General features: G+C 34.2%; 20 protein-coding genes. 11 read left to right on the plus strand and 9 right to left on the minus strand.

Features of this window, described 5'->3' with window-relative positions:
• Position 1: 1 nt before the first annotated feature.
• The 4 genes from Q0770_RS09360 to Q0770_RS09375 all read right to left on the minus strand — a co-directional run bounded on the left by Q0770_RS09360 (position 2) and on the right by Q0770_RS09375 (position 2,411).
• Positions 2-799 carry an undecaprenyl-diphosphate phosphatase gene (locus Q0770_RS09360; protein WP_299116275.1) on the minus strand — a complete coding sequence of 266 codons (798 nt, stop codon included), beginning with the start codon at positions 797-799 and terminating at the stop codon, positions 2-4.
• A 56-nt stretch (positions 800-855) separates the two neighbouring features.
• The gene (locus tag Q0770_RS09365; RefSeq protein ID WP_188372856.1) at positions 856-1,116 is read right to left on the minus strand and encodes a DUF3098 domain-containing protein; all 261 of its coding nucleotides are present in this window, start codon (positions 1,114-1,116) and stop codon (positions 856-858) included.
• 133 nt (positions 1,117-1,249) lie between these two features.
• Positions 1,250-1,384: a hypothetical protein gene (locus Q0770_RS09370; protein WP_299116280.1), complete on the minus strand. Its 135-nt coding sequence runs from the start codon at positions 1,382-1,384 to the stop codon at positions 1,250-1,252.
• Between the two features lie 148 nt (positions 1,385-1,532).
• On the minus strand, positions 1,533-2,411 hold the full coding sequence (locus Q0770_RS09375; RefSeq protein ID WP_299116282.1) for an ABC transporter permease: 879 nt from the start codon (positions 2,409-2,411) through the stop codon (positions 1,533-1,535).
• A 123-nt stretch (positions 2,412-2,534) separates the two neighbouring features.
• On the opposite strand from Q0770_RS09375, the gene leuS reads away from it, so the two are divergent.
• The 5 genes from leuS to Q0770_RS09400 all read left to right on the plus strand — a co-directional run bounded on the left by leuS (position 2,535) and on the right by Q0770_RS09400 (position 8,562).
• Positions 2,535-5,351 (plus strand): leucine--tRNA ligase, encoded by a 2,817-nt coding sequence (gene leuS / locus Q0770_RS09380; protein ID WP_299116284.1) that lies wholly within the window; start codon positions 2,535-2,537, stop codon positions 5,349-5,351.
• Positions 5,352-5,354: 3 nt separating this feature from the next.
• Complete coding sequence (locus Q0770_RS09385; protein ID WP_299116286.1) at positions 5,355-5,720, plus strand: hypothetical protein; 366 nt, start codon at positions 5,355-5,357, stop codon at positions 5,718-5,720.
• 148 nt (positions 5,721-5,868) lie between these two features.
• A complete protein-coding gene (gene ald / locus Q0770_RS09390; RefSeq protein WP_299116288.1) occupies positions 5,869-6,969 on the plus strand; it encodes an alanine dehydrogenase in 1,101 nt (366 codons plus the stop codon).
• Positions 6,970-7,061: 92 nt separating this feature from the next.
• Positions 7,062-7,757: a zinc metallopeptidase gene (locus tag Q0770_RS09395; protein ID WP_299116290.1), complete on the plus strand. Its 696-nt coding sequence runs from the start codon at positions 7,062-7,064 to the stop codon at positions 7,755-7,757.
• Positions 7,758-7,854: 97 nt separating this feature from the next.
• Positions 7,855-8,562, plus strand: a complete 708-nt coding sequence (locus tag Q0770_RS09400; RefSeq protein ID WP_299116292.1) for a Bax inhibitor-1 family protein — start codon at positions 7,855-7,857, stop codon at positions 8,560-8,562.
• A gap of 56 nt (positions 8,563-8,618) precedes the next feature.
• On the opposite strand, the gene Q0770_RS09405 is transcribed toward Q0770_RS09400, so the two are convergent.
• Both Q0770_RS09405 and Q0770_RS09410 read right to left on the minus strand, forming a co-directional pair.
• Complete coding sequence (locus tag Q0770_RS09405; RefSeq protein ID WP_299116294.1) at positions 8,619-9,089, minus strand: Lrp/AsnC ligand binding domain-containing protein; 471 nt, start codon at positions 9,087-9,089, stop codon at positions 8,619-8,621.
• Positions 9,090-9,152: 63 nt separating this feature from the next.
• The gene (locus tag Q0770_RS09410; protein WP_299116296.1) at positions 9,153-10,517 is read right to left on the minus strand and encodes a saccharopine dehydrogenase family protein; all 1,365 of its coding nucleotides are present in this window, start codon (positions 10,515-10,517) and stop codon (positions 9,153-9,155) included.
• A gap of 82 nt (positions 10,518-10,599) precedes the next feature.
• Here Q0770_RS09410 and Q0770_RS09415 point away from each other — a divergent pair, with 82 nt between their 5' ends.
• On the plus strand, positions 10,600-10,989 hold the full coding sequence (locus tag Q0770_RS09415; RefSeq protein WP_299116298.1) for a DUF423 domain-containing protein: 390 nt from the start codon (positions 10,600-10,602) through the stop codon (positions 10,987-10,989).
• A gap of 65 nt (positions 10,990-11,054) precedes the next feature.
• Entirely contained in the window at positions 11,055-12,671 is a 1,617-nt protein-coding gene (gene pckA / locus Q0770_RS09420) for a phosphoenolpyruvate carboxykinase (ATP) (protein WP_299116300.1), read from the plus strand.
• A gap of 71 nt (positions 12,672-12,742) precedes the next feature.
• Here pckA and Q0770_RS09425 read toward each other — a convergent pair whose 3' ends face one another.
• Both Q0770_RS09425 and Q0770_RS14720 read right to left on the minus strand, forming a co-directional pair.
• Positions 12,743-13,492, minus strand: a complete 750-nt coding sequence (locus Q0770_RS09425) for a uroporphyrinogen-III synthase (protein ID WP_188372844.1) — start codon at positions 13,490-13,492, stop codon at positions 12,743-12,745.
• Between the two features lie 15 nt (positions 13,493-13,507).
• Entirely contained in the window at positions 13,508-14,161 is a 654-nt protein-coding gene (locus Q0770_RS14720) for a DUF4271 domain-containing protein (RefSeq protein ID WP_368667007.1), read from the minus strand.
• Positions 14,162-14,267: 106 nt separating this feature from the next.
• On the opposite strand from Q0770_RS14720, the gene Q0770_RS09430 reads away from it, so the two are divergent.
• The 3 genes from Q0770_RS09430 to Q0770_RS09440 are packed head-to-tail and all read left to right on the plus strand — an operon-like array spanning position 14,268 to position 16,793.
• Entirely contained in the window at positions 14,268-14,993 is a 726-nt protein-coding gene (locus tag Q0770_RS09430; protein ID WP_299116303.1) for a polyprenol monophosphomannose synthase, read from the plus strand.
• Positions 14,994-14,997: 4 nt separating this feature from the next.
• Positions 14,998-16,341, plus strand: coding sequence for a dihydroorotase (locus tag Q0770_RS09435; protein ID WP_299116304.1), 1,344 nt, complete (start codon positions 14,998-15,000; stop codon positions 16,339-16,341).
• A complete protein-coding gene (locus Q0770_RS09440; RefSeq protein ID WP_299116306.1) occupies positions 16,341-16,793 on the plus strand; it encodes a DUF4296 domain-containing protein in 453 nt (150 codons plus the stop codon). Before Q0770_RS09435 ends, Q0770_RS09440 begins: the two co-directional genes overlap by 1 nt.
• Here Q0770_RS09440 and Q0770_RS09445 read toward each other — a convergent pair.
• Positions 16,790-17,809 (minus strand): NAD-dependent epimerase/dehydratase family protein, encoded by a 1,020-nt coding sequence (locus Q0770_RS09445; RefSeq protein WP_299116308.1) that lies wholly within the window; start codon positions 17,807-17,809, stop codon positions 16,790-16,792. The genes Q0770_RS09440 and Q0770_RS09445 overlap by 4 nt on opposite strands.
• A gap of 135 nt (positions 17,810-17,944) precedes the next feature.
• On the opposite strand from Q0770_RS09445, the gene tyrS reads away from it, so the two are divergent.
• The gene (gene tyrS, locus Q0770_RS09450; protein ID WP_299116310.1) at positions 17,945-19,243 is read left to right on the plus strand and encodes a tyrosine--tRNA ligase; all 1,299 of its coding nucleotides are present in this window, start codon (positions 17,945-17,947) and stop codon (positions 19,241-19,243) included.
• The last annotated feature ends 61 nt before the right edge of the window (positions 19,244-19,304 follow it).

The raw sequence follows: 19,304 nt of genomic DNA on the forward strand, positions 1-19,304 counted from the left end.
ATTACCTATTGTATAATGAAAACCCTATGGCGATAACACCGACAATAACACAATAGAAAGCAAAATAAGAAAGCTTACTCTTTTTAACGAGACTAATCATCCAGGTACATGCAAAAAGACCTGCGACAAAAGCAGCTACAAAACCAATACCTAAAGTGGTGAAATTTGCAGAATCGTATGTGAGCTCGCCACCCAAAATGTCTTTCGCTATTTTTCCAAAGATTAAGGGCACTACCATTAAAAACGAAAACCGTGCAGCTTTGGTTTTGTCGTTTCCTAATAACACGGATGTAGATATTGTTGCTCCAGAACGTGAAATCCCTGGAAGCATTGCAACAGCTTGCGAAACACCAATAATAAAAGCATTACTAAAACTCACTTTTTTCTGTGTATCTTTTGCTTTATCTGCTAAGAATAGTAATACAGCAGTAACGATAAGCATGCAACCAACAAGTAGAATATTTCCGCCAAAAAGGGCTTCGAGTTGTTCTTCAAAAAACAGACCTACAATAACCGCAGGAATCATAGATACTGCAATTTTTGCAGCAAACTGCAAGTCTTCATTCCATTGAAACTTAAAAATGCCTTTTAGAAGTGATAAAATATCTTTTCTAAATACAACTATAGTACTTAGAGCAGTTGCAAAATGAAGTACGACTGTAAATAAGAGGCTCTCTTTTGGGACCGAATTATCACCTAAAATAGCTTTGCCTAATTCCAAATGTCCGCTAGACGACACAGGTAAAAACTCTGTGAGCCCTTGAATAATTCCTAATAAAATGGCATCGATTGTATCCATGAAGCAAAAGTATTAAAATACAGTTACCGAAAAATGAAAACGCAATGAAATTTAAATTAATCCTTTTTCTTATCAGGATTTAAGAGAATAGCGTATACCTGAATGCCAAAACCAATAAGTACAAGTGTTGGTGCTAAACGGATACGTCTCCAATGAAAAATAGACTCATCAAATACGTTTGGGTCGTCACTGCCGCCACCAGCCATTATAATAAAACCAACAGCAATAAAGGCTAGACCAATAAATAACCATTTATAGTTTTTTTTCCCGAAGATAAAATCGCCTTTAGCAGATTGTTTGCGTTTTTGTTCGCCCATGATTTTTGTTATAGCTATTGCAAAGTAAACATATTCTAAGAAATGAATTGTTAAGAGCATCAAAAAAATAAATGCTCAGTATTGAAAATTTTATAATCAACATTGAGCATTTAGTATGGATTAGGACTTAGTCCTAATAGAACGTTTTCTTATAACTCTCTTTAGCTACTTCAGCTTTAGGTTGTTCTTCTAATTTTGAATCTGCGTGTGCAAACACAAAAACCATAATTCCTACGAGGCATAAACCTACAAATACAATACGATTCATAATCAAAGATTTTTAGTTAAACTTCTCTTTGGTTGGCGTATAGTTATGTCATTAGCTATAAATAGGGTTTAGGTATTAGATAACTCAACTATTGTTCCCTTATTGTAGAAAGAATGGTAAAATGGTGTTAAACTTGATGCAACAAATGTTAATAATACAACTGATCCGTCTTTAAGTTTAAGAAGCGTTGCGTCGCAATAAAGGTGCTTATCCAAGTGATGAGGATACCTAATAAAAAGATGCCTACAAAAAGGGCAACAATAAGTACTGTGTTTTCGAGTAGTCGGAGTTCTAAAAAGGTGATGTCTAAATAGTAAAGTACAACAGCCATGCCTGCTAAGGCTAATAAAGCACCAATAATACCTAGCTTTACACTTTGCCATACAAAAGGCTTGCGGATAAAGCGTTTTGTTGCACCAACCATTTGCATGGTTTTAATGATAAAACGTTTAGAATATACAGCTAATCGTATAGAACTATTAATTAAAAGGACTGCAATTAAGGTAAAAAGCCCGCTTATTATTAATACCCAAAACGTGATTTTTTTCACATTGTCATTCATCAATTCTACCAAGTCATTATCGTATCGAATTTCTTCAATAAACCCTTTTTCGGAAAGGCTTTCAGTAATTTCAGTGAGTTTTTCAGTGGTTACATATTCGGCCTTTAGATAGACATCAATCGAGTTTTTTAAAGGATTGTAACCCACAAAATCCATAAAGTCTTCACCTGTATCGGCTTTCATAAATTCGGCTGCTTCTTCTTTAGAGACATAAAGCGCTTCTTTAGAGTACTCAGCTAAGGCTAAACTTTTCTTAAGTTGGTTGACTTCGACGTCTTTTGCAGTGTCATTCAAATAAATAGTCATGACCACTTGTTCTTTAAAATGATCAGCGACTTTTTTAGAGTTTATGACCAGTAACCCTAAGCAACCTAAAAGGAATAATACCAAGGCTATACTTATCACAACAGAGATATACGATGATATCAATTTGCGTTTTTGGTAAGAGTCAAAAGAAGAGGCCATAAAGGATAATTAATTAAGGTAAAAATAAAAAAGAAATCTGTTATGCTGAGTATTACAACGTTTAGTTTTTAAATGTGTTGTAATAGCCCTAAATTTGCGGCTTATTTCAAGGAAATTATAGCGATGCGATACGATTTTAATCAGATTGAAAAAAACTGGCAAGACTATTGGGCAAAAAACGAAACGTTTAAAGCTTCCAATAGCTCAGATAAACCAAAATATTATGTCTTAGACATGTTCCCTTATCCAAGTGGTGCGGGTTTACATGTTGGACATCCTCTAGGTTATATTGCCAGTGATATTTATGCCCGTTATAAGCGTCACAAAGGCTTTAATGTATTGCATCCCCAAGGTTACGATAGTTTTGGTTTGCCAGCAGAGCAGTATGCTATCCAAACGGGTCAGCATCCAAGAATAACTACTGAAGAAAATATCAAAACCTATCGTCGCCAGCTAGACCAAATTGGCTTTTCTTTTGATTGGAGTCGCGAAGTGCGTACTTCTAATCCAGACTATTACAAGTGGACACAGTGGATTTTTATCCAGTTGTTTGAGTCGTGGTTTAATAACGAAACAAATAAAGCTGAAGACATAAAAACCTTAATTCAGGTTTTTGAAACTGAAGGAAATACAACGGTAAATGCTTCTTGTGATGATGATATTGAGATTTTTTCATCTGATGATTGGCATAACTTTTCATCAGAAAAAAAACAAGAAATACTACTAAAATACAGATTAACTTATTTAGCTGAAACCGAAGTAAATTGGTGCCCAGCATTAGGAACCGTTTTAGCTAATGATGAAATCGTAAACGGTGTTTCTGAACGTGGTGGACATCCTGTAGTGCGTAAAAAAATGACCCAATGGAGCATGCGTATTTCTGCTTATGCAGAGCGTTTATTGCAAGGTTTAGAGACTATTGATTGGACCGATTCTTTAAAAGAGAGTCAACGTAATTGGATTGGAAAATCTGTTGGTGCTTCTGTGACGTTTAACGTGAATGGTCACGATAAAAAGATAGACGTTTTCACCACACGTCCAGATACTATTTATGGTGTCAGTTTTATGACTTTAGCGCCAGAGCACGAATATGTATCTCAAATAACCACACCAGAACAAAAAGAAGCCGTTGCCGCTTATGTTGAAGCTACTGCAAAACGAAGCGAGCGCGAACGTATGGCAGATGTAAAAACCATTTCTGGGGTGTTTACTGGCGCTTATGCCGAGCATCCGTTTACAAAAGCACCAATTCCTATCTGGATTGGCGATTATGTTTTGGCAAGCTACGGAACAGGAGCAGTTATGGCAGTGCCATGTGGTGACCAACGTGATTATGATTTTGCAAAGCATTTTGATATTGCGATTCCAAATATTTTTGAAGGCGTTGACATTTCTGAAGAAGCTTATGGTTCAAAAGACAATGTAAAGATTGCCAATAGCGATTTCCTTAATGGGATGAACTATAAAAAAGCAACAAAACGTGCCATATACGAATTAGAGCAAATAGGTCAAGGTGAAGGTAAAACCAATTACCGTTTGCGTGATGCTGTTTTTTCTAGACAGCGTTATTGGGGTGAACCTTTCCCAGTATATTATGTCAATGGCATGCCACAAAAGATTGACAAAGCGCATTTGCCAATTGTATTACCTGAAGTTGAAAAATATTTACCAACTGAAGAAGGCGAGCCGCCATTAGGTCGTGCTGATGTTTGGGCTTGGTGTACAGAAAGCAATACTGTTGTTGCAAACGATAAAATAAACAATACGACGATACATCCTTTAGAATTTAATACCATGCCAGGTTGGGCAGGAAGCTCGTGGTACTTTTTCCGTTATATGGAAGAAGCTAATCGCGACAGTGTTTTTGCAAGTGAAGAGGCCTTAAACTATTGGGAAAATGTAGATTTATATATTGGCGGTAGCGAGCATGCGACTGGCCACTTACTATATTCTCGTTTTTGGGTAAAACTATTGAAAGATAGAGGTTTTGTAGGTGTTGACGAGCCTTTTAAAAAGCTTATTAACCAAGGGATGATTTTAGGGACTAGCGCTATTGTTTATAGAGTCTCAGGAACAAATACTTATGTTTCGAAAAACCTTAAGAGTAATTATGATGTTGAAGAAATTAGAGTTGATGTTACTTTAGTTAATTCTTCAGATGAAATTGATATTGAAGAATTATCAAAATGGCAACCTCAATTTAAAGACGCGAAATTTGAGCTAGAAGACGGAAAATATATTGTTGGGAGAGAAGTCGAAAAAATGTCAAAGCGTTGGTTTAATGTCGTTAACCCAGACAGTATTTGCGAAGATTATGGAGCAGACAGTTTAAGATTATACGAAATGTTTTTGGGGCCATTAGAGCAATACAAACCTTGGAACACAGCTGGTATTACTGGTGTACATAATTTCTTAAAGAAACTTTGGAAACTCTATGTTGGCCAAGAGACTATAAATGTTAATGATGCTGAGCCATCAAAAGATAATTTAAAAACGCTTCATAAAACCATAAAGAAGGTTGAAGAAGACATTGAGAATTTCTCGTTCAACACATCAGTTTCTACCTTTATGATTGCAGTTAATGAATTAACCGCTCAAAAATGTACCAGTAAAGAAGTTCTTGAGCCTTTATTGGTTTTAATTTCGCCCTACGCACCACATATCGCAGAAGAATTATGGAGTCAGTTAGGGAATAACGAATCTATTTCAACAGCAGCTTTCCCAATTTTTGATGAAAGTCACCTGGTGGAAAGCAACAAAAACTATCCAATTTCGTTTAATGGTAAAATGCGTTTTACGCTAGAATTACCTTTAGATATGAGCAAGGAAGAGATTGAGAAAACAGTTTTAGCTAACGAAAAGACGCAAGAGCAATTACAAGGACGCACGCCTAAAAAAGTAATTGTTGTTCCAGGTAAAATTGTGAATATTGTAGGATAATATATGATAAAACTCAAGCTAATAAGAATAATAAAAGTAATAGTGTTCTTATTAGTTGTTGTAGTGTCAAGTAAACTTCTAATCTCAATTTTTGATGAACGTTTTGATAAGGCAAAGTGGCATAATAAACCCTTAGAGCGATATCAAATGGTTCATGATATTATAGAGTCAAGGTTATTAATAGGAAAAACCAAAGGCGATATTATTAGTTTATTAGGCCAACCGAATTCAGTTGTGTCAAAACCAAAAAGGGGATTTGTATACAAACTAGGAACGGAGCCAAGTTTTTTTAATACTGAAGAAGAAGTGAAAATGCTTGTCATATTTCAAAACGAAAAGGTGAGTAAAGTAACAGAAGCAATAGATTGATTTTACTGACTTTTTTGCTGATTTCGTATTATTTGAGATTCAAATTATCATATTCGCAATAATTTTAAATATCTCATTTTAAGCATATTCGTTTCAGAATTTAAATTTAAATTCAAGTCCAATTACTAATCTCAACACTACTTAGAGAATGAAAATTGGAGTTCCAAAAGAAATCAAAAACAATGAAAGCCGAGTTGGTATGACACCAGCTGGCGTTTTCGAATTAATACGTAAAAATCATACCGTATTTGTACAAAAAGATGCTGGATTCGGCAGTGGTTTTTTTGACCAAGACTATAAAGATGTTGGCGCTATTATTTTAGATACTATCGAAGAAGTTTACGCTTCAAGTAAAATGATAGTTAAGGTTAAGGAACCTATTGCTGAAGAATATCCACTCATAAAATCGCATCATGTGGTGTTTACATATTTTCACTTTGCTTCTAGTGAACCTCTAACAAAAGCGATGCTTAAGAGTAAAGCCGTTTGTATTGCGTACGAGACTGTTGAAGAAGCGGATGGATCATTACCATTATTAACGCCAATGTCAGAAGTTGCTGGTCGCATGGCTATACAACAAGGTGCTAAATATCTAGAAAAACCAATTAAAGGCCGTGGTGTACTATTAGGCGGAGTTCCCGGAGTACCGCCAGGTAAAGTATTAGTTCTAGGCGCAGGTACTGTTGGTATACAAGCGGCAAAAATGGCAGCTGGTTTGGGTGCACATGTGACGATAATGGATATTAACATGAAGCAATTACGTTATGTCAATGATGTAATGCCAAATCACGTAGTTACAGAATTCTCTAGCGCATATAACATCAAAAAGCGCATTAAAAATCATGATTTAATAATTGGTGGTGTACTTATAAAAGGAGCTAAAGCACCAAAACTTATTACCAAAGATATGCTAAAAGACATGCGTCCAGGAACTGTAATTGTAGATGTAGCTGTAGACCAAGGCGGTTGCATTGAGACTACAAAACCGACCACACACGAAGACCCAACTTATATCATTGATGATGTGGTGCATTATTGTGTGGCGAATATGCCAGGTGCTGTGCCTTACACATCTACTTTGGCATTGACAAATGTAACATTGCCATATGTGCTACGATTAGCGAATCAAGGATGGGAAAAAGCATGTGCTAAAGATTTGGCTTTAAGAAAAGGACTTAATATCGTTAACGGTAAAATTGTTTACGAAGAAATTGCTGAAGCTTTTAATTGGTCAGTTGAGGCAATGTAAATCGACAAATACTGACAAAATTTCTTAACATGGATTTGGCGTACTTTTTGCTTTAAATATTATAACTTTATAAATCAAAAAAGGATAAAATTATGTTTGGATATTATATTTTAATAGGCGCAATAGCACTTGTAAGTTGGTTAGTTAGTAACAAACTAAAACAAAAGTTTGCGTTTTATTCTAAACGACAACTTCAAAACGGAATGTCAGGTCGTGAAATTGCAGAAAAGATGCTCTCTGACAATGGTATTTATGATGTTGAGGTGATTTCGGTAAGAGGTCAACTAACAGATCATTACAATCCAAAAAACAAAACAGTAAATCTAAGTGAAGCAGTATATAATCAACGTAATGCAGCTGCAGCCGCTGTTGCAGCACATGAAGTTGGTCACGCCGTGCAACATGCACAAGCTTATAGTGCTTTAGAAATGCGCTCTGCTTTAGTGCCAATAGTTAGTGTAACTTCAGGCATGTCTCAATGGCTTGTTATCGGCGGTTTAATTATGGGTGCTGCCGCAGGTGTTGGTATGGGTTATTGGGTTGCTGTTGCTGGTTTAGTTTTTATGGGCGCAGCAACATTGTTTAGTTTTATAACACTACCAGTAGAATATGACGCCAGTAATCGTGCATTGGCTTGGTTAAAGAATAAAAACATGGTTTCTCAGCAGGAATATGAAGGCGCTGAAGATGCACTTAAATGGGCTGCAAGAACATATTTAGTAGCTGCAATAGGAGCTTTAGCTTCCTTATTGTATTGGGCACTTCAAGTTTTTGGTGAAAGAGATTAATTAGAATAATAGTAATGGAGAAGCTCTGAGAAATCAGAGCTTTTTTTGTTTCTGCCTGAGAAAAAAACTTACATTTAGGAAAAATTAATCAATTATTATGGACGATCAAATTCAAGGACCAATTTTAGTTGGCCATTTAGAAGACACTGAAAAAGCAACTTTTTATCGTAAAACATACATGCATGTGGCTTGGGCTGTTCTCGCATTTACGTTTCTCGAATACATATTTATTGGCTTTTTTGAAGAGACGGTAGTTTCTTTGATTAACCTCATGTTTGCTAATAGCTTTTCTTGGTTAATAGTTTTAGGTCTTTTCTGGGTAGGAAGTTCTATGGCAGATAAACTAGCACATCATGAGTCCAAACAAACACAATACATGGGTTTAGGTTTATATGTGTTATTAGAAGCTATTATCTTTTTGCCTTTGATTTATTATGCAGCATATTCTTCAACGGGTCCAGAAATGTTGACTCAAGCAGTTATTATAACGCTTTGCCTTTTTGGAGGTTTAACAGCTGTTGTGTTTATGACTAACAAAGACTTCTCGTTTTTAAAAACAGGATTAGTGATTGCTAGTTTTATTGCTATCGGATTAATTGTCGCAGGTAGCCTTTTTGGGTTTAATTTAGGATTATGGTTCTCAATGGCAATGGTAGTTTTTGCTGGTGCAGCTATATTATATCAAACTTCAAAAGTGAAGTATGAATATACCAAAGACCAATATGTTGGTGCGGCTTTAGGTATTTTTGCTGCAGTAATGTTGCTATTTTGGTATATACTGCAGATTTTTATGTCACGAGACTAAGCGTTATAAATAGATATAAAGAAAAAGCTCTGAGGAATCAGAGCTTTTTTTGTACATTATATTTTAATCTGCCGATCTATTTGCTGTTGAAGTGAAATAAAAGTTTCCGTTCTTGAAACTCCAGTGATACTTTGTATTTGGGTATTTAAAACATACATTAAGTGTTCATTGTCTTTAGCAAGAATTTTAATGAATATACTCCAATGTCCTGTAGTGTAATGACATTCTATAACCTCTGGAATACGTTTTAGCTGCTTCACAGCTTCAGGATTACTCACAGCTTTGTCTAAGTAAACACCAACAAATGCCATGGTCGTATAACCTAACACTTTTGGATTAACAATAAACTTTGAACCCGCTAAAAGACCAGACTTTTCTAGCTTTCTGAGACGCTGGTGAATTGCTGCTCCAGAAATACCAACATTTCTAGCAATTTCTAGAATAGGAGTTCTTGCATCTTCCATTAAGGCACGAAGTATCTTTTTGTCAATACCATCTATAAAAATGCCTTTATCGTTAATCTTCATCTTGTATTTGCTTTAAGATTGAAAGCTAAAAGTACTAAAAGTATCAGAATATGTAACCTCAGTTCAGATGTTTAATGGATTATAGCCTAAATATTCTACATCTTTTTCAGAAAATGCAATACCATAATCTTTAAGCTCTTCAAGAATTGGATTGTAAACTTCTTTGGTTATTGGTATTTGTACCCCAGGTGTTTTAATCTTTCCATTAAGTATGGCTAATGTTGCTATGGCTACTGGAAGCCCAACAGTTTTTGCCATAGCTGTATAAGTTTGGTCTTCGCCTATAGTTACCATAGTTGCATCAATTTGATGTTGCTCACCATTAAGCTCATAACCAAATTTATGATACATCACAATCATATCTTTATCGTCTTCATCTAAAGCCCAACTATCCATCAATATTTTCTGAAGTATTTGCGCTGGTGTAGCTTTCTTTAGAGTTACCATTTTTTTATTACTAAAAATATCTAACTCTAAAAACTTATCCCAAACAATATCATCTTGATCAATCTTAAGGGCATGTCTAAATTTTAATTCAACAGAATCGGTAGGACTATATGGCAAAAATGCATTTATAAAATCGCGATAACTCATATTTTCGCTATCATCAATAGTGTAACTGTCATCTGTCATTCCTAATTGAACAAAAACATTCCATGCACGACTAAAGCCTACGCGGCGCATTGTACCACGATATAGAGTTTTTACATAGTCTAATCCATATACGTGCTGATACTTTAAAGAATCTCGGTTAGCATAAGCTTCAAAACGCCCGTAATTATCAATCTCTAAAAATTCTGTACGTCTAAACAAGCGATTATAAGGAATGTATTTAAACTGGTTTTCTTGTAAAAATTTCGCAGCACCACCTTGTCCAGCAGTAACAACATTTCTTGGATTCCAGGTAAATTTGTAGTTCCAAAGATTATTATCACTTTCTGGAGCAACAAGTCCGCCTGTAAAGGATTCAAACAAAATCATCTTACCTCCATTATCCCTTATACGGTCAATAACATGCATCGCACTCATGTGATCAATACCTGGGTCAACACCAATTTCATTCATAAAGACCAAATTATTAGCTTTAGCGTCTTCATTTAAGTCTTGCATCTCTTTACTTACATAAGATGCCGTTACCATATGTTTTTTATAGGCAATACAATCTTTTGCAGCTTCAATATGAAAACGCGCGGGTAGCATAGATACTACGATATCAGCATTTTTTATGGCTTCAGTTCGCGATTCAGTATTAAAAACATCTAAGTGAATAACAGCTACATTATCGTGATTACCTGCTAGTTTTTTTGCGTTTTCAACATTAAGGTCTCCAATTGTAACATGAAGATTTTCTGCATTAGACTTGTCTAATAAGTATTTGATGAGGTATGATGAAGACTTTCCTGCTCCGATGATTAAAATCTTTCGCATAATGGCTTTATATGACTAATTTTGTTCACCACGAATGTAATAAAATAGATAAAAGGATTAACAGTATTAATTCAATTTAATTATGAACAAAAAATTATTGATTACGGGTTCTGTATTTGGAATTTTAGCTATTATTCTTGGTGCATTTGCAGCTCATGGTCTAGAAAATTTAATTGATGAAAAAGCGATACAATCTTTTGAGACAGGTGTGCGCTATCAAATGTATCACGCTTTTTTTCTGTTGATACTTGGAAGTACATCTTTTATTAAAGAAAAAGCTAAATCCTATATACTAATTTTGGTTAGTATTGGTGTTGTCTTCTTTTCATTTTCTATATATGTTTTAGCTACTAATAGCCTATCAGGATTTGATTTTAAGACAATAGCTTTTATTACGCCAATAGGTGGTCTACTACTTATTTTGGCTTGGTTACTATTGTTAATTAATATCTTAAAAACTAGAGTTGATTAACAGTTTAACCACCTTATATTCTAAAATAAAGTTTTATTTTTGCGGGATAACACAACATAATAAATATGGTAAATTCAGACCAATCTACGAAAACGATTTCGTTAGAAAAGTATGGGATTAAAAACGCTAAAGTTAATTATCAATTGTCTCCAGACCAGCTACAGTCAAGGGCTGTTGAAAATGGTCAAGGCGTAGAAACATCAAATAATACTTTAGCTGTCAACACAGGAGAGTTTACAGGACGCTCTCCGCAAGATCGTTTTATTGTAAAAGATGATATTACAAAAGACCGTGTTTGGTGGGGTGATATCAATATTCCTTTCGATAGTGATAAATTTCAGAAACTTTACGATAAAGTCGTGGATTATTTATCTGAAAAAGAAGTTTATGTCAGAGATAGTTATGCATGTGCTGACGAAGATTACAAACTAAACATAAGAGTTATTAATGAGTACCCTTGGAGTAATATGTTTGCTTATAACATGTTTTTACGCCCAACGGAAGACGAGTTAATGGATTTTACACCAGAATGGACTGTTGTAAACGCTCCAGGTTTTATGGCAGATGCTGAGATTGATGGTACACGGCAACACAATTTTGCGATTCTAGATTTCACAAGAAAAATTGCTCTAATAGGTGGGACAGGTTATACTGGCGAAATTAAAAAGGGTATTTTCTCTGCGCTGAATTTTATCTTACCAGTATTTAAAGATACATTACCAATGCACTGTAGTGCAAATGTTGGTAAAGATGGCGATACTGCGATTTTCTTTGGTTTATCTGGAACAGGAAAAACAACATTATCTACGGATGCTAATAGAAGTTTAATTGGAGATGATGAGCATGGATGGACTAAAGAGAATACAGTCTTTAATTTTGAAGGTGGTTGTTATGCAAAAGTTATTAATTTGTCTCAAGAACAAGAGCCAGAAATTTATGGTGCAATAAAGAAAGGTGCTATTCTTGAAAATGTAATCATTGATAATAATGGTCATGTAGATTTTGCTGATACATCCATCACTCAGAATACAAGAGTAAGTTATCCAATATATCACATTGAGAACATAAGGCAACCTTCATCTGGTAAAAACCCAAAGAATATCTTTTTCTTGACTGCTGATGCTTTTGGAGTACTACCTCCAATATCTAAATTAACACCAAGTCAGGCGGCTTATCATTTTATATCAGGTTATACTGCAAAAGTTGCTGGGACCGAAGCTGGAGTTGTAGAGCCTCAACCTTCTTTCTCTGCTTGTTTTGGAGCGCCATTTATGCCATTGCATCCAACTAAATATGCAGAGATGCTTAGTAAAAAGATGAAAGACGCTGGTGTAAATGTGTGGTTGGTTAATACAGGTTGGACTGGTGGGCCTTATGGCGTTGGTACACGTATTAAATTAAAGTATACGCGCGCTATGATTAATGCCGTATTGGATGGTCATTTGGGGTTGTATAATTATGAAGACTACCATATACATTCTGTTTTTGGAGTGGCGCAACCAAGAAGTTGCCCTGGAGTGCCAACAGAGGTTTTAAGTCCAAGAACAACTTGGAATGATGATGAAGCCTATTATAAAATGGCATTTAAACTTTCTAATGAGTTTAGAAATAACTTTAAGCAATTTGAAAGCTATGCATCAGAAGAAATTAGACGAGGTGGTCCTCAACGTTATGCTTTTTAAGCAAAATAGGAAACAACAAAAAAGCGATTCAAATATTTGAATCGCTTTTTTGTTTTATATAAATAAGGAAATTATTTCCCTTTGTTCACGGCATCAATATATTTCTTTAAAGCCATAGTCATTGAAGGTGTTTCAGGAGTTGGTGCAGCGATATCTACACGTAAACCTTTAGCTTCAACAGCTTTAATAGTTGTGTTTCCAAACACCGCAAGACGCGTTTCGTTTTGCTTAAAATCAGGAAAATTATGGAATAAAGATTCAATCCCTGATGGACTAAAGAATACTAAGATGTCATAAGTTACATTCTCTAAATCTGATAAATCACTAATTACAGTTTTGTAAAAAGTCGCTTGTGTCCAGTTTACGCCTAACTTATCTAAAGTGTTAGGTATTACAGGCTTTACTTTATCAGTTGTTGGCAATAAGAAACTTTCGTCTTTATACTTTTTTATTAAAGGCATTAAGTCTTCAAAAGTACGTTTACCCACATAGATTTTACGCTTTCTGTAAACAACATACTTCTGTAAGTAATAAGCAACAGCTTCAGATTGGCAGAAATACTTCATTGTATCTGGCACTTTAAAGCGCATTTCTTCGGCAACTCTAAAAAAGTGGTCAACTGAATTTCTACTAGTTAAGATAATAGCAGAAAATTTGGTAAGGTCAATCTTTTGTTGTCTTATGTCTTTGGCTTCAACACCTTCAACATGTATAAACGGTCTAAAATCTACTTTTACCTTTTGTCTTTCTTGTAAATCGAAATAAGGAGAATTCTCAATTTTAGGTTCTGGTTGTGAAACCAATATCGTTTTTACTTTCATATGCTAAACGCTTTTTTACCCGAAATAATCTTTAAATACCTTATACAAAATAACATAAGGTCCAATTTCGAGAGCGCAAAGATACAATAAAAAATAGAAAAAATTAGAAATTATGGCTTTTTGATAGTGTTGCAAGAATCTTATAAATCCACTGATATTAATTAAAAGGAATAGTGTTAAACCTGAGTATATCACTATTTTTTTATCTAAATTACTGAATAATAACAAGATGTTGGCAAGCAACAAAAGCAAGCCAGAAATGTTTTTATAAGTATTTTTTTGAAATATATACTCTTTTATAAACTCCGAAAATTCGAATATATGAGCGATAATACGCTCAATAATAATCTTAAATACCGTAATAAATAATATGCTAACAAATAAATAGATTAATAAGAATATGTCATCTGGTAAGGGTCCTTTTAGCGTGGAATACGTAAAATGAATAAAAATCCCTAAAGTAAAAACAAAATTTATAAACAGGAATATATTAAAGATGTCTAGCTTTTTTTGCTCGCGAGAGTAAAGTTTAAGATATCTGTCATTCCAGATAACTTGTAAAAAATCTGCAAAGCGAGTACCAAATAACTGCCTTGTTGAGACAATTAGAATTAGGCAAACCAATATTAGGCTTATGTATATGTCTTGTGTAAAGTACTCTCTTAGCATTAAGCTAATTTATAAAGAAAAGTCGAGGTATGTATTAAATGTAAAAAGGGAATTAAAAGCGGCTTAGTTGCTTAAAAATTTTACATTTGCTAAAACAAAAAGGCATATGAGTGATGCAATTGTCATCATACCAACTTATAACGAGAAAGAAAACATCCAAGCCATAATTGAAAGTGTTTTTGCATTACCAAAAAGTTTTCATGTACTAGTTGTTGACGATAACTCCCCAGATGGTACTGCTTCTATTGTAAGCAAATTGCAATCTGTTTTTAACGACAAGCTTCATTTACTCTCAAGAGCTAATAAAGATGGCTTAGGTACGGCATATATAGATGGTTTTAAATGGTGCCTGAAAAGAGATTACAATTATGTTTTTGAAATGGATGCCGATTTTTCTCATAATCCAAAAGATTTAGTAAGATTATACCAAGCAGCAAAACAAAAAGGTACTGATGTTGTAGTAGGTTCTAGATATATCAAAGGTGTAAATGTTGTAAACTGGCCATTGGCTCGTATTCTTTTATCTTACGGAGCTTCATTCTATGTAAAGATTATTACTGGCATGCGTGTACAAGACCCAACAGCTGGTTTTGTTTGTTATAAAAGAGAGGTGTTAGAGGCGATTAATTTAGATGAAATAAAGTTTATAGGTTATGCGTTTCAAATTGAAATGAAGTTTAAAGCTTACAAAAAAGGCTGTAAAATTGTTGAGATTCCCATTATCTTTACAGACCGAATTAAAGGCAAATCAAAAATGTCTGGAGGCATTATTTCTGAAGCAATCTTTGGAGTCATTAGCCTTAAATGGAAAAGTCTATTCAAAAAAGATTAAATAAATGAGTAACCAAACGCTTATAAAAAATGCCAAGATTGTAAATGAAGGTCAGATTATTGAAGGCGATATATTAATTGAAGATAACTTAATCAAAGAAATAAATGCTTCGATAAGCGCAAAGTCTGCAGATGTAAAAGTGATTGATGCAGAGGGTAATTATGTGTTTCCAGGGATGATAGATGACCAAGTACATTTTAGAGAGCCAGGATTAACGCATAAGGCTAATATAGAAACCGAGTCAAGAGCAGCCATTGCAGGAGGTATTACATCTTTTGTAGAAATGCCAAATACCAATCCGCAAACAACTACAATAGAAAAACTTGAAGAAAAGTTTGCCATCGCTGCAAAATCTTCTTATGCTAACTATTCTTTTATGTTTGGTGGCACAAATGATAATTTAGACGAAATTTTAAAATTAGACCCAAAAGCTGTTGCTGGCTTAAAACTGTTTTTAGGTTCTTCAACGGGTAATATGCTAGTAGATAATCCTGAAGTGCTAGAAAAAATATTTTCTAATACAGACTTAGTTATCTCAGTACATTGTGAAGATGAATCAACAATTAGAGAGAATTTAGCAAAAGCAAAAGCTAAATATGGAGATGACATTCCAATGGAATTACATCCTGTTATTAGAAGTGAAGAAGCCTGTTATTTGTCATCATCGAAAGCTATTGAGTTGGCCAAAAAAACAGGAGCGCGCTTACATGTTTTTCATTTGTCAACGGCAAAAGAGACGGAGTTGTTTACGAGTAAAATTCCTTTAAAAGATAAAAAAATAACAGCTGAGGTTTGTATACATCATCTATGGTTTTCTGATAAGGATTATAAAACAAAAGGAAGTCATATCAAATGGAATCCAGCTGTAAAAACAGCAGATGATAGAGAAGGACTGTGGAAAGCATTATTAGATGGTCGTATTGATATTATTGCAACTGATCATGCACCTCATACTATAGAAGAAAAAGATAATAATTATACAACTGCACCATCTGGTGGGCCATTAGTACAGCATGCATTTGTAGCTTTACTTGAAGCTTATCACAGTCAAAAAATAGACTTAGAAACAATTGCTCAAAAAACAGCGCATAATCCTGCAATTTTATTTGATGTCGAAAAAAGAGGTTATATAAGAGAAGGTTATTATGCAGATTTGATTATTACAGATTTAAATAATCCTTGGACGGTTAATAAAGAAAATATACTTTATAAATGTGGGTGGTCTCCTTTTGAGGGTAATACCTTTAAGAGTCGTATTACACATACATTTGTTAATGGTCAATTGGTATATAACAATTTTAAAGTATTAGATGTTAAAGCAGGGCAAAGATTAACTTTTGATAGATAATGAAACAGGTTTTGGTCATAGTATTAGTTATAGGACTTTTTTTAGGGTGTGAACCAAAATTACAACCAAAAAAACCTGAAAATTTGATTCCTAAAGATAAAATGACTGAGATTTTATCCGATATGTTTGTTGTAAGTTCTGCAAAAGGAATTAGTAGAACTAAATTTGAAGTAGAAGGGATTGATCCAGAAACATATATTCTAAAAAAATATAATATTGATAGTTTACAATTTGCGCAAAGCAATGATTATTATGCTCATGATGTCGAAACCTATAAGGAAATTATAGAAGAGGTAAAGGCTAAACTCACTTCAAAAAAGCAAAAATATGAAGCTATAAATAAAGAGGAAGAAGCTGCTAACAAAAAGAAAAAAGATTCTCTTAGGCAGTTAAGACAAGTTCAAAGAGCTAATCCTAATTTAAAAGATGGGTCTATTAAAACAAAAGACTAGTGTTTTAAATCCTTCAGGAAAAGTTCGGAGACTTTTTTTATTGATTCTTCAATTGGAGTGAATTCGTAATCAAGAACTAATTTTATTTTTGAGTTATCATGCTTGGTAACAGATGTAATGGTTTTAACTAACTGCTTAGATAGTTTTCTCCTTTTCCCAAATAGCTTATGGTTTAACCAATCCAAGCGCCATAAAATATGTAACTGCCATGGTTTTATTAGCTTTTGCTTTTTAGAAATATTTAAAGCTTCAGCAGTTTTTCTATTAAAATCTTTGAATAGTAGGTTTTCGGAAATTAAAATATACCCTTCATTTTTAATTTCGCTTTGCATTAAAAGAATCATTATATCAACTACGTCATAAACATCAACATATGCAGAGCCCCCTTCGGTGTAAAAAGATAATCCATTATATATCTGCTTAAATAGACTGCCACTGCCACCACCACGCCAAAAACCAGGACCTAAAATTATGCCAGGGTTAACAACTACTACACCCAACCCTTCTTGTGATCCACGCCAAACTTCTAACTCAGCACCATATTTAGTAATAGCATAAACACTATTGTCTTCTTCTGGATTCCATGACGTTGTTTCGTTTATTAAATCTTCAGGATTATTAGTTTGTCCAATAGCTGCAATAGAACTGACGTAACAGAGCTTTTCTATATTAAACGAAATACATAGGTTAACAATATTAGCTGTGCCTTTAATATTTATTTTTCGTAGAGTTCTGTATTTATCAGGTTCAAAAGAAATAAAAGCTGCACAATGATATACATATGTAATGTCCTTAAAAGCGTCTTGTAGTTTTGGAATATTAGTAATATCCGCCTCAACCCATTCAATAGTATTGTAAAGCGTTTCCCAATTTTCAGAATAATATGAAAACACATGTTTTGTAGATTCTAATTTATGGGCACGTCTATAAATGGCTCTTACTTTTTTGCCTTCACTAGTTAGTTTGTAAAGTAAATGAGAACCTACTAATCCTGTGCCTCCGGTAACTAAAATCATGTATTTATTTTGAATAGATGACTAAACGCTGTAGCTGAGCTTGTCGAAGCTAATTTACGCTTTTTTACATTTGTCTTTTGTCTTTTAAAGTGGAAACATATCTTTGCCTAACGAATTTTAGAATTTAAACATCTGATGAGTAAGAATTTTGTTGAAGAGTTAAAATGGAGAGGCATGTTACATGATAGTATGCCGGGCGTTGAAGATCACTTAAGTGAAGCCATGCGAAGTGCCTATGTGGGTTTTGACCCAACAGCAGATTCTTTACATATTGGCAATTTGGTGCCAATTATGTTGTTAGCACATTATCAGCGTTGCGGGCATCAACCAGTAGCATTGGTTGGTGGAGCTACAGGAATGATTGGTGACCCATCAGGTAAATCAAGTGAACGCAACCTATTAGATGAAACCACATTGCGTCATAACCAAGAAGCCATAAAAGGGCAGTTAGCTCATTTTTTAGATTTTGAAAGTGACGCCCCAAATGCAGCAAAATTGGTAAATAATTACGATTGGATGAAAGAGTTTTCATTCCTTGAATTTATTCGTGATGTAGGTAAGCATATTACTGTGAATTATATGATGGCTAAAGATTCTGTAAAGAATAGGATTTCTGCAGAATCTACTAACGATGGAATGAGCTTTACAGAGTTTACATACCAATTGGTTCAAGGGTACGATTTTTTACACTTATATAAAGCGAATAATTGTACCATACAAATGGGAGGAAGTGACCAATGGGGAAATATCACTACAGGAACAGAGCTCATAAGACGAATAGGCAATGGTAAAGGTTTTGCAATTACATGCCCGCTAATTACTAAGAGTGATGGCTCTAAATTTGGAAAGTCTGAAGGTGGAAATGTTTGGCTAGATGCTAAAAGAACATCACCATATAAGTTCTACCAATATTGGTTGAATTCAAGTGATGAAGATGCAGAAAAGTATATCAAGATTTTTACATTTTTAAATCAAGAAGAAATTAAGAGTATTGTTGAATCTCATAAAGAAGCACCACATTTAAGAGGATTGCAAAAACGATTAGCTGAGGAGATTACGTCAATGGTACATTCTGAAGAAGATTTTAAAAATGCTGAAAAAGCATCAAATGTGTTATTTAGCAAAACTTTTAAAGCTGATATTTCGACGATTGATGAAAATACATTCTTAGATGTTTTTGAAGGTGTGCCTCAGGCTGAGATTTCAAAAGCAGATTTTGAAACTGGACTAGATATGATTGCAGCATTAGCAGCTAAAACGGGGTTTTTAAACTCTAATGGCAAAGCTAGGCGTGCACTTAAAGAAAATTCTGTATCTGTAAATAAAGAAAAGGTAAAAGAAGATTATATCATTTCTTCTGATGATTTAATTAATGGCAAGTACGTTATTCTTAACAAAGGAAAACGCAATACATATATTATTAAGGTTGTATAAAAAAATGCCCGGAGAAGCCTCCGAGCATTTTCAACCAATCAATCAACTTTCAACTATTTAT

Origin of the sequence: uncultured Winogradskyella sp. (assembly GCF_947501905.1) — a bacterium.
Classification (GTDB): domain Bacteria; phylum Bacteroidota; class Bacteroidia; order Flavobacteriales; family Flavobacteriaceae; genus Winogradskyella.

Coding starts and splice junctions, on each gene's coding strand:
- Q0770_RS09425 (WP_188372844.1), bottom strand. CDS start 13,492: ATGAAAGTAAAAACGATATTGGTTTCACAACCAGAACCTAAAATTGAG.
- tyrS (WP_299116310.1), top strand. CDS start 17,945: ATGAGTAAGAATTTTGTTGAAGAGTTAAAATGGAGAGGCATGTTACAT.
- Q0770_RS09405 (WP_299116294.1), bottom strand. CDS start 9,089: ATGAAGATTAACGATAAAGGCATTTTTATAGATGGTATTGACAAAAAG.
- Q0770_RS09445 (WP_299116308.1), bottom strand. CDS start 17,809: ATGATTTTAGTTACCGGAGGCACAGGATTAGTAGGTTCTCATTTACTT.
- Q0770_RS09395 (WP_299116290.1), top strand. CDS start 7,062: ATGTTTGGATATTATATTTTAATAGGCGCAATAGCACTTGTAAGTTGG.
- Q0770_RS09435 (WP_299116304.1), top strand. CDS start 14,998: ATGAGTAACCAAACGCTTATAAAAAATGCCAAGATTGTAAATGAAGGT.
- Q0770_RS09410 (WP_299116296.1), bottom strand. CDS start 10,517: ATGCGAAAGATTTTAATCATCGGAGCAGGAAAGTCTTCATCATACCTC.
- Q0770_RS09400 (WP_299116292.1), top strand. CDS start 7,855: ATGGACGATCAAATTCAAGGACCAATTTTAGTTGGCCATTTAGAAGAC.
- Q0770_RS09360 (WP_299116275.1), bottom strand. CDS start 799: ATGGATACAATCGATGCCATTTTATTAGGAATTATTCAAGGGCTCACA.
- Q0770_RS09430 (WP_299116303.1), top strand. CDS start 14,268: ATGAGTGATGCAATTGTCATCATACCAACTTATAACGAGAAAGAAAAC.
- Q0770_RS09385 (WP_299116286.1), top strand. CDS start 5,355: ATGATAAAACTCAAGCTAATAAGAATAATAAAAGTAATAGTGTTCTTA.
- Q0770_RS09365 (WP_188372856.1), bottom strand. CDS start 1,116: ATGGGCGAACAAAAACGCAAACAATCTGCTAAAGGCGATTTTATCTTC.
- pckA (WP_299116300.1), top strand. CDS start 11,055: ATGGTAAATTCAGACCAATCTACGAAAACGATTTCGTTAGAAAAGTAT.
- Q0770_RS09415 (WP_299116298.1), top strand. CDS start 10,600: ATGAACAAAAAATTATTGATTACGGGTTCTGTATTTGGAATTTTAGCT.
- Q0770_RS14720 (WP_368667007.1), bottom strand. CDS start 14,161: ATGCTAAGAGAGTACTTTACACAAGACATATACATAAGCCTAATATTG.
- ald (WP_299116288.1), top strand. CDS start 5,869: ATGAAAATTGGAGTTCCAAAAGAAATCAAAAACAATGAAAGCCGAGTT.
- Q0770_RS09440 (WP_299116306.1), top strand. CDS start 16,341: ATGAAACAGGTTTTGGTCATAGTATTAGTTATAGGACTTTTTTTAGGG.
- leuS (WP_299116284.1), top strand. CDS start 2,535: ATGCGATACGATTTTAATCAGATTGAAAAAAACTGGCAAGACTATTGG.
- Q0770_RS09370 (WP_299116280.1), bottom strand. CDS start 1,384: ATGAATCGTATTGTATTTGTAGGTTTATGCCTCGTAGGAATTATGGTT.
- Q0770_RS09375 (WP_299116282.1), bottom strand. CDS start 2,411: ATGGCCTCTTCTTTTGACTCTTACCAAAAACGCAAATTGATATCATCG.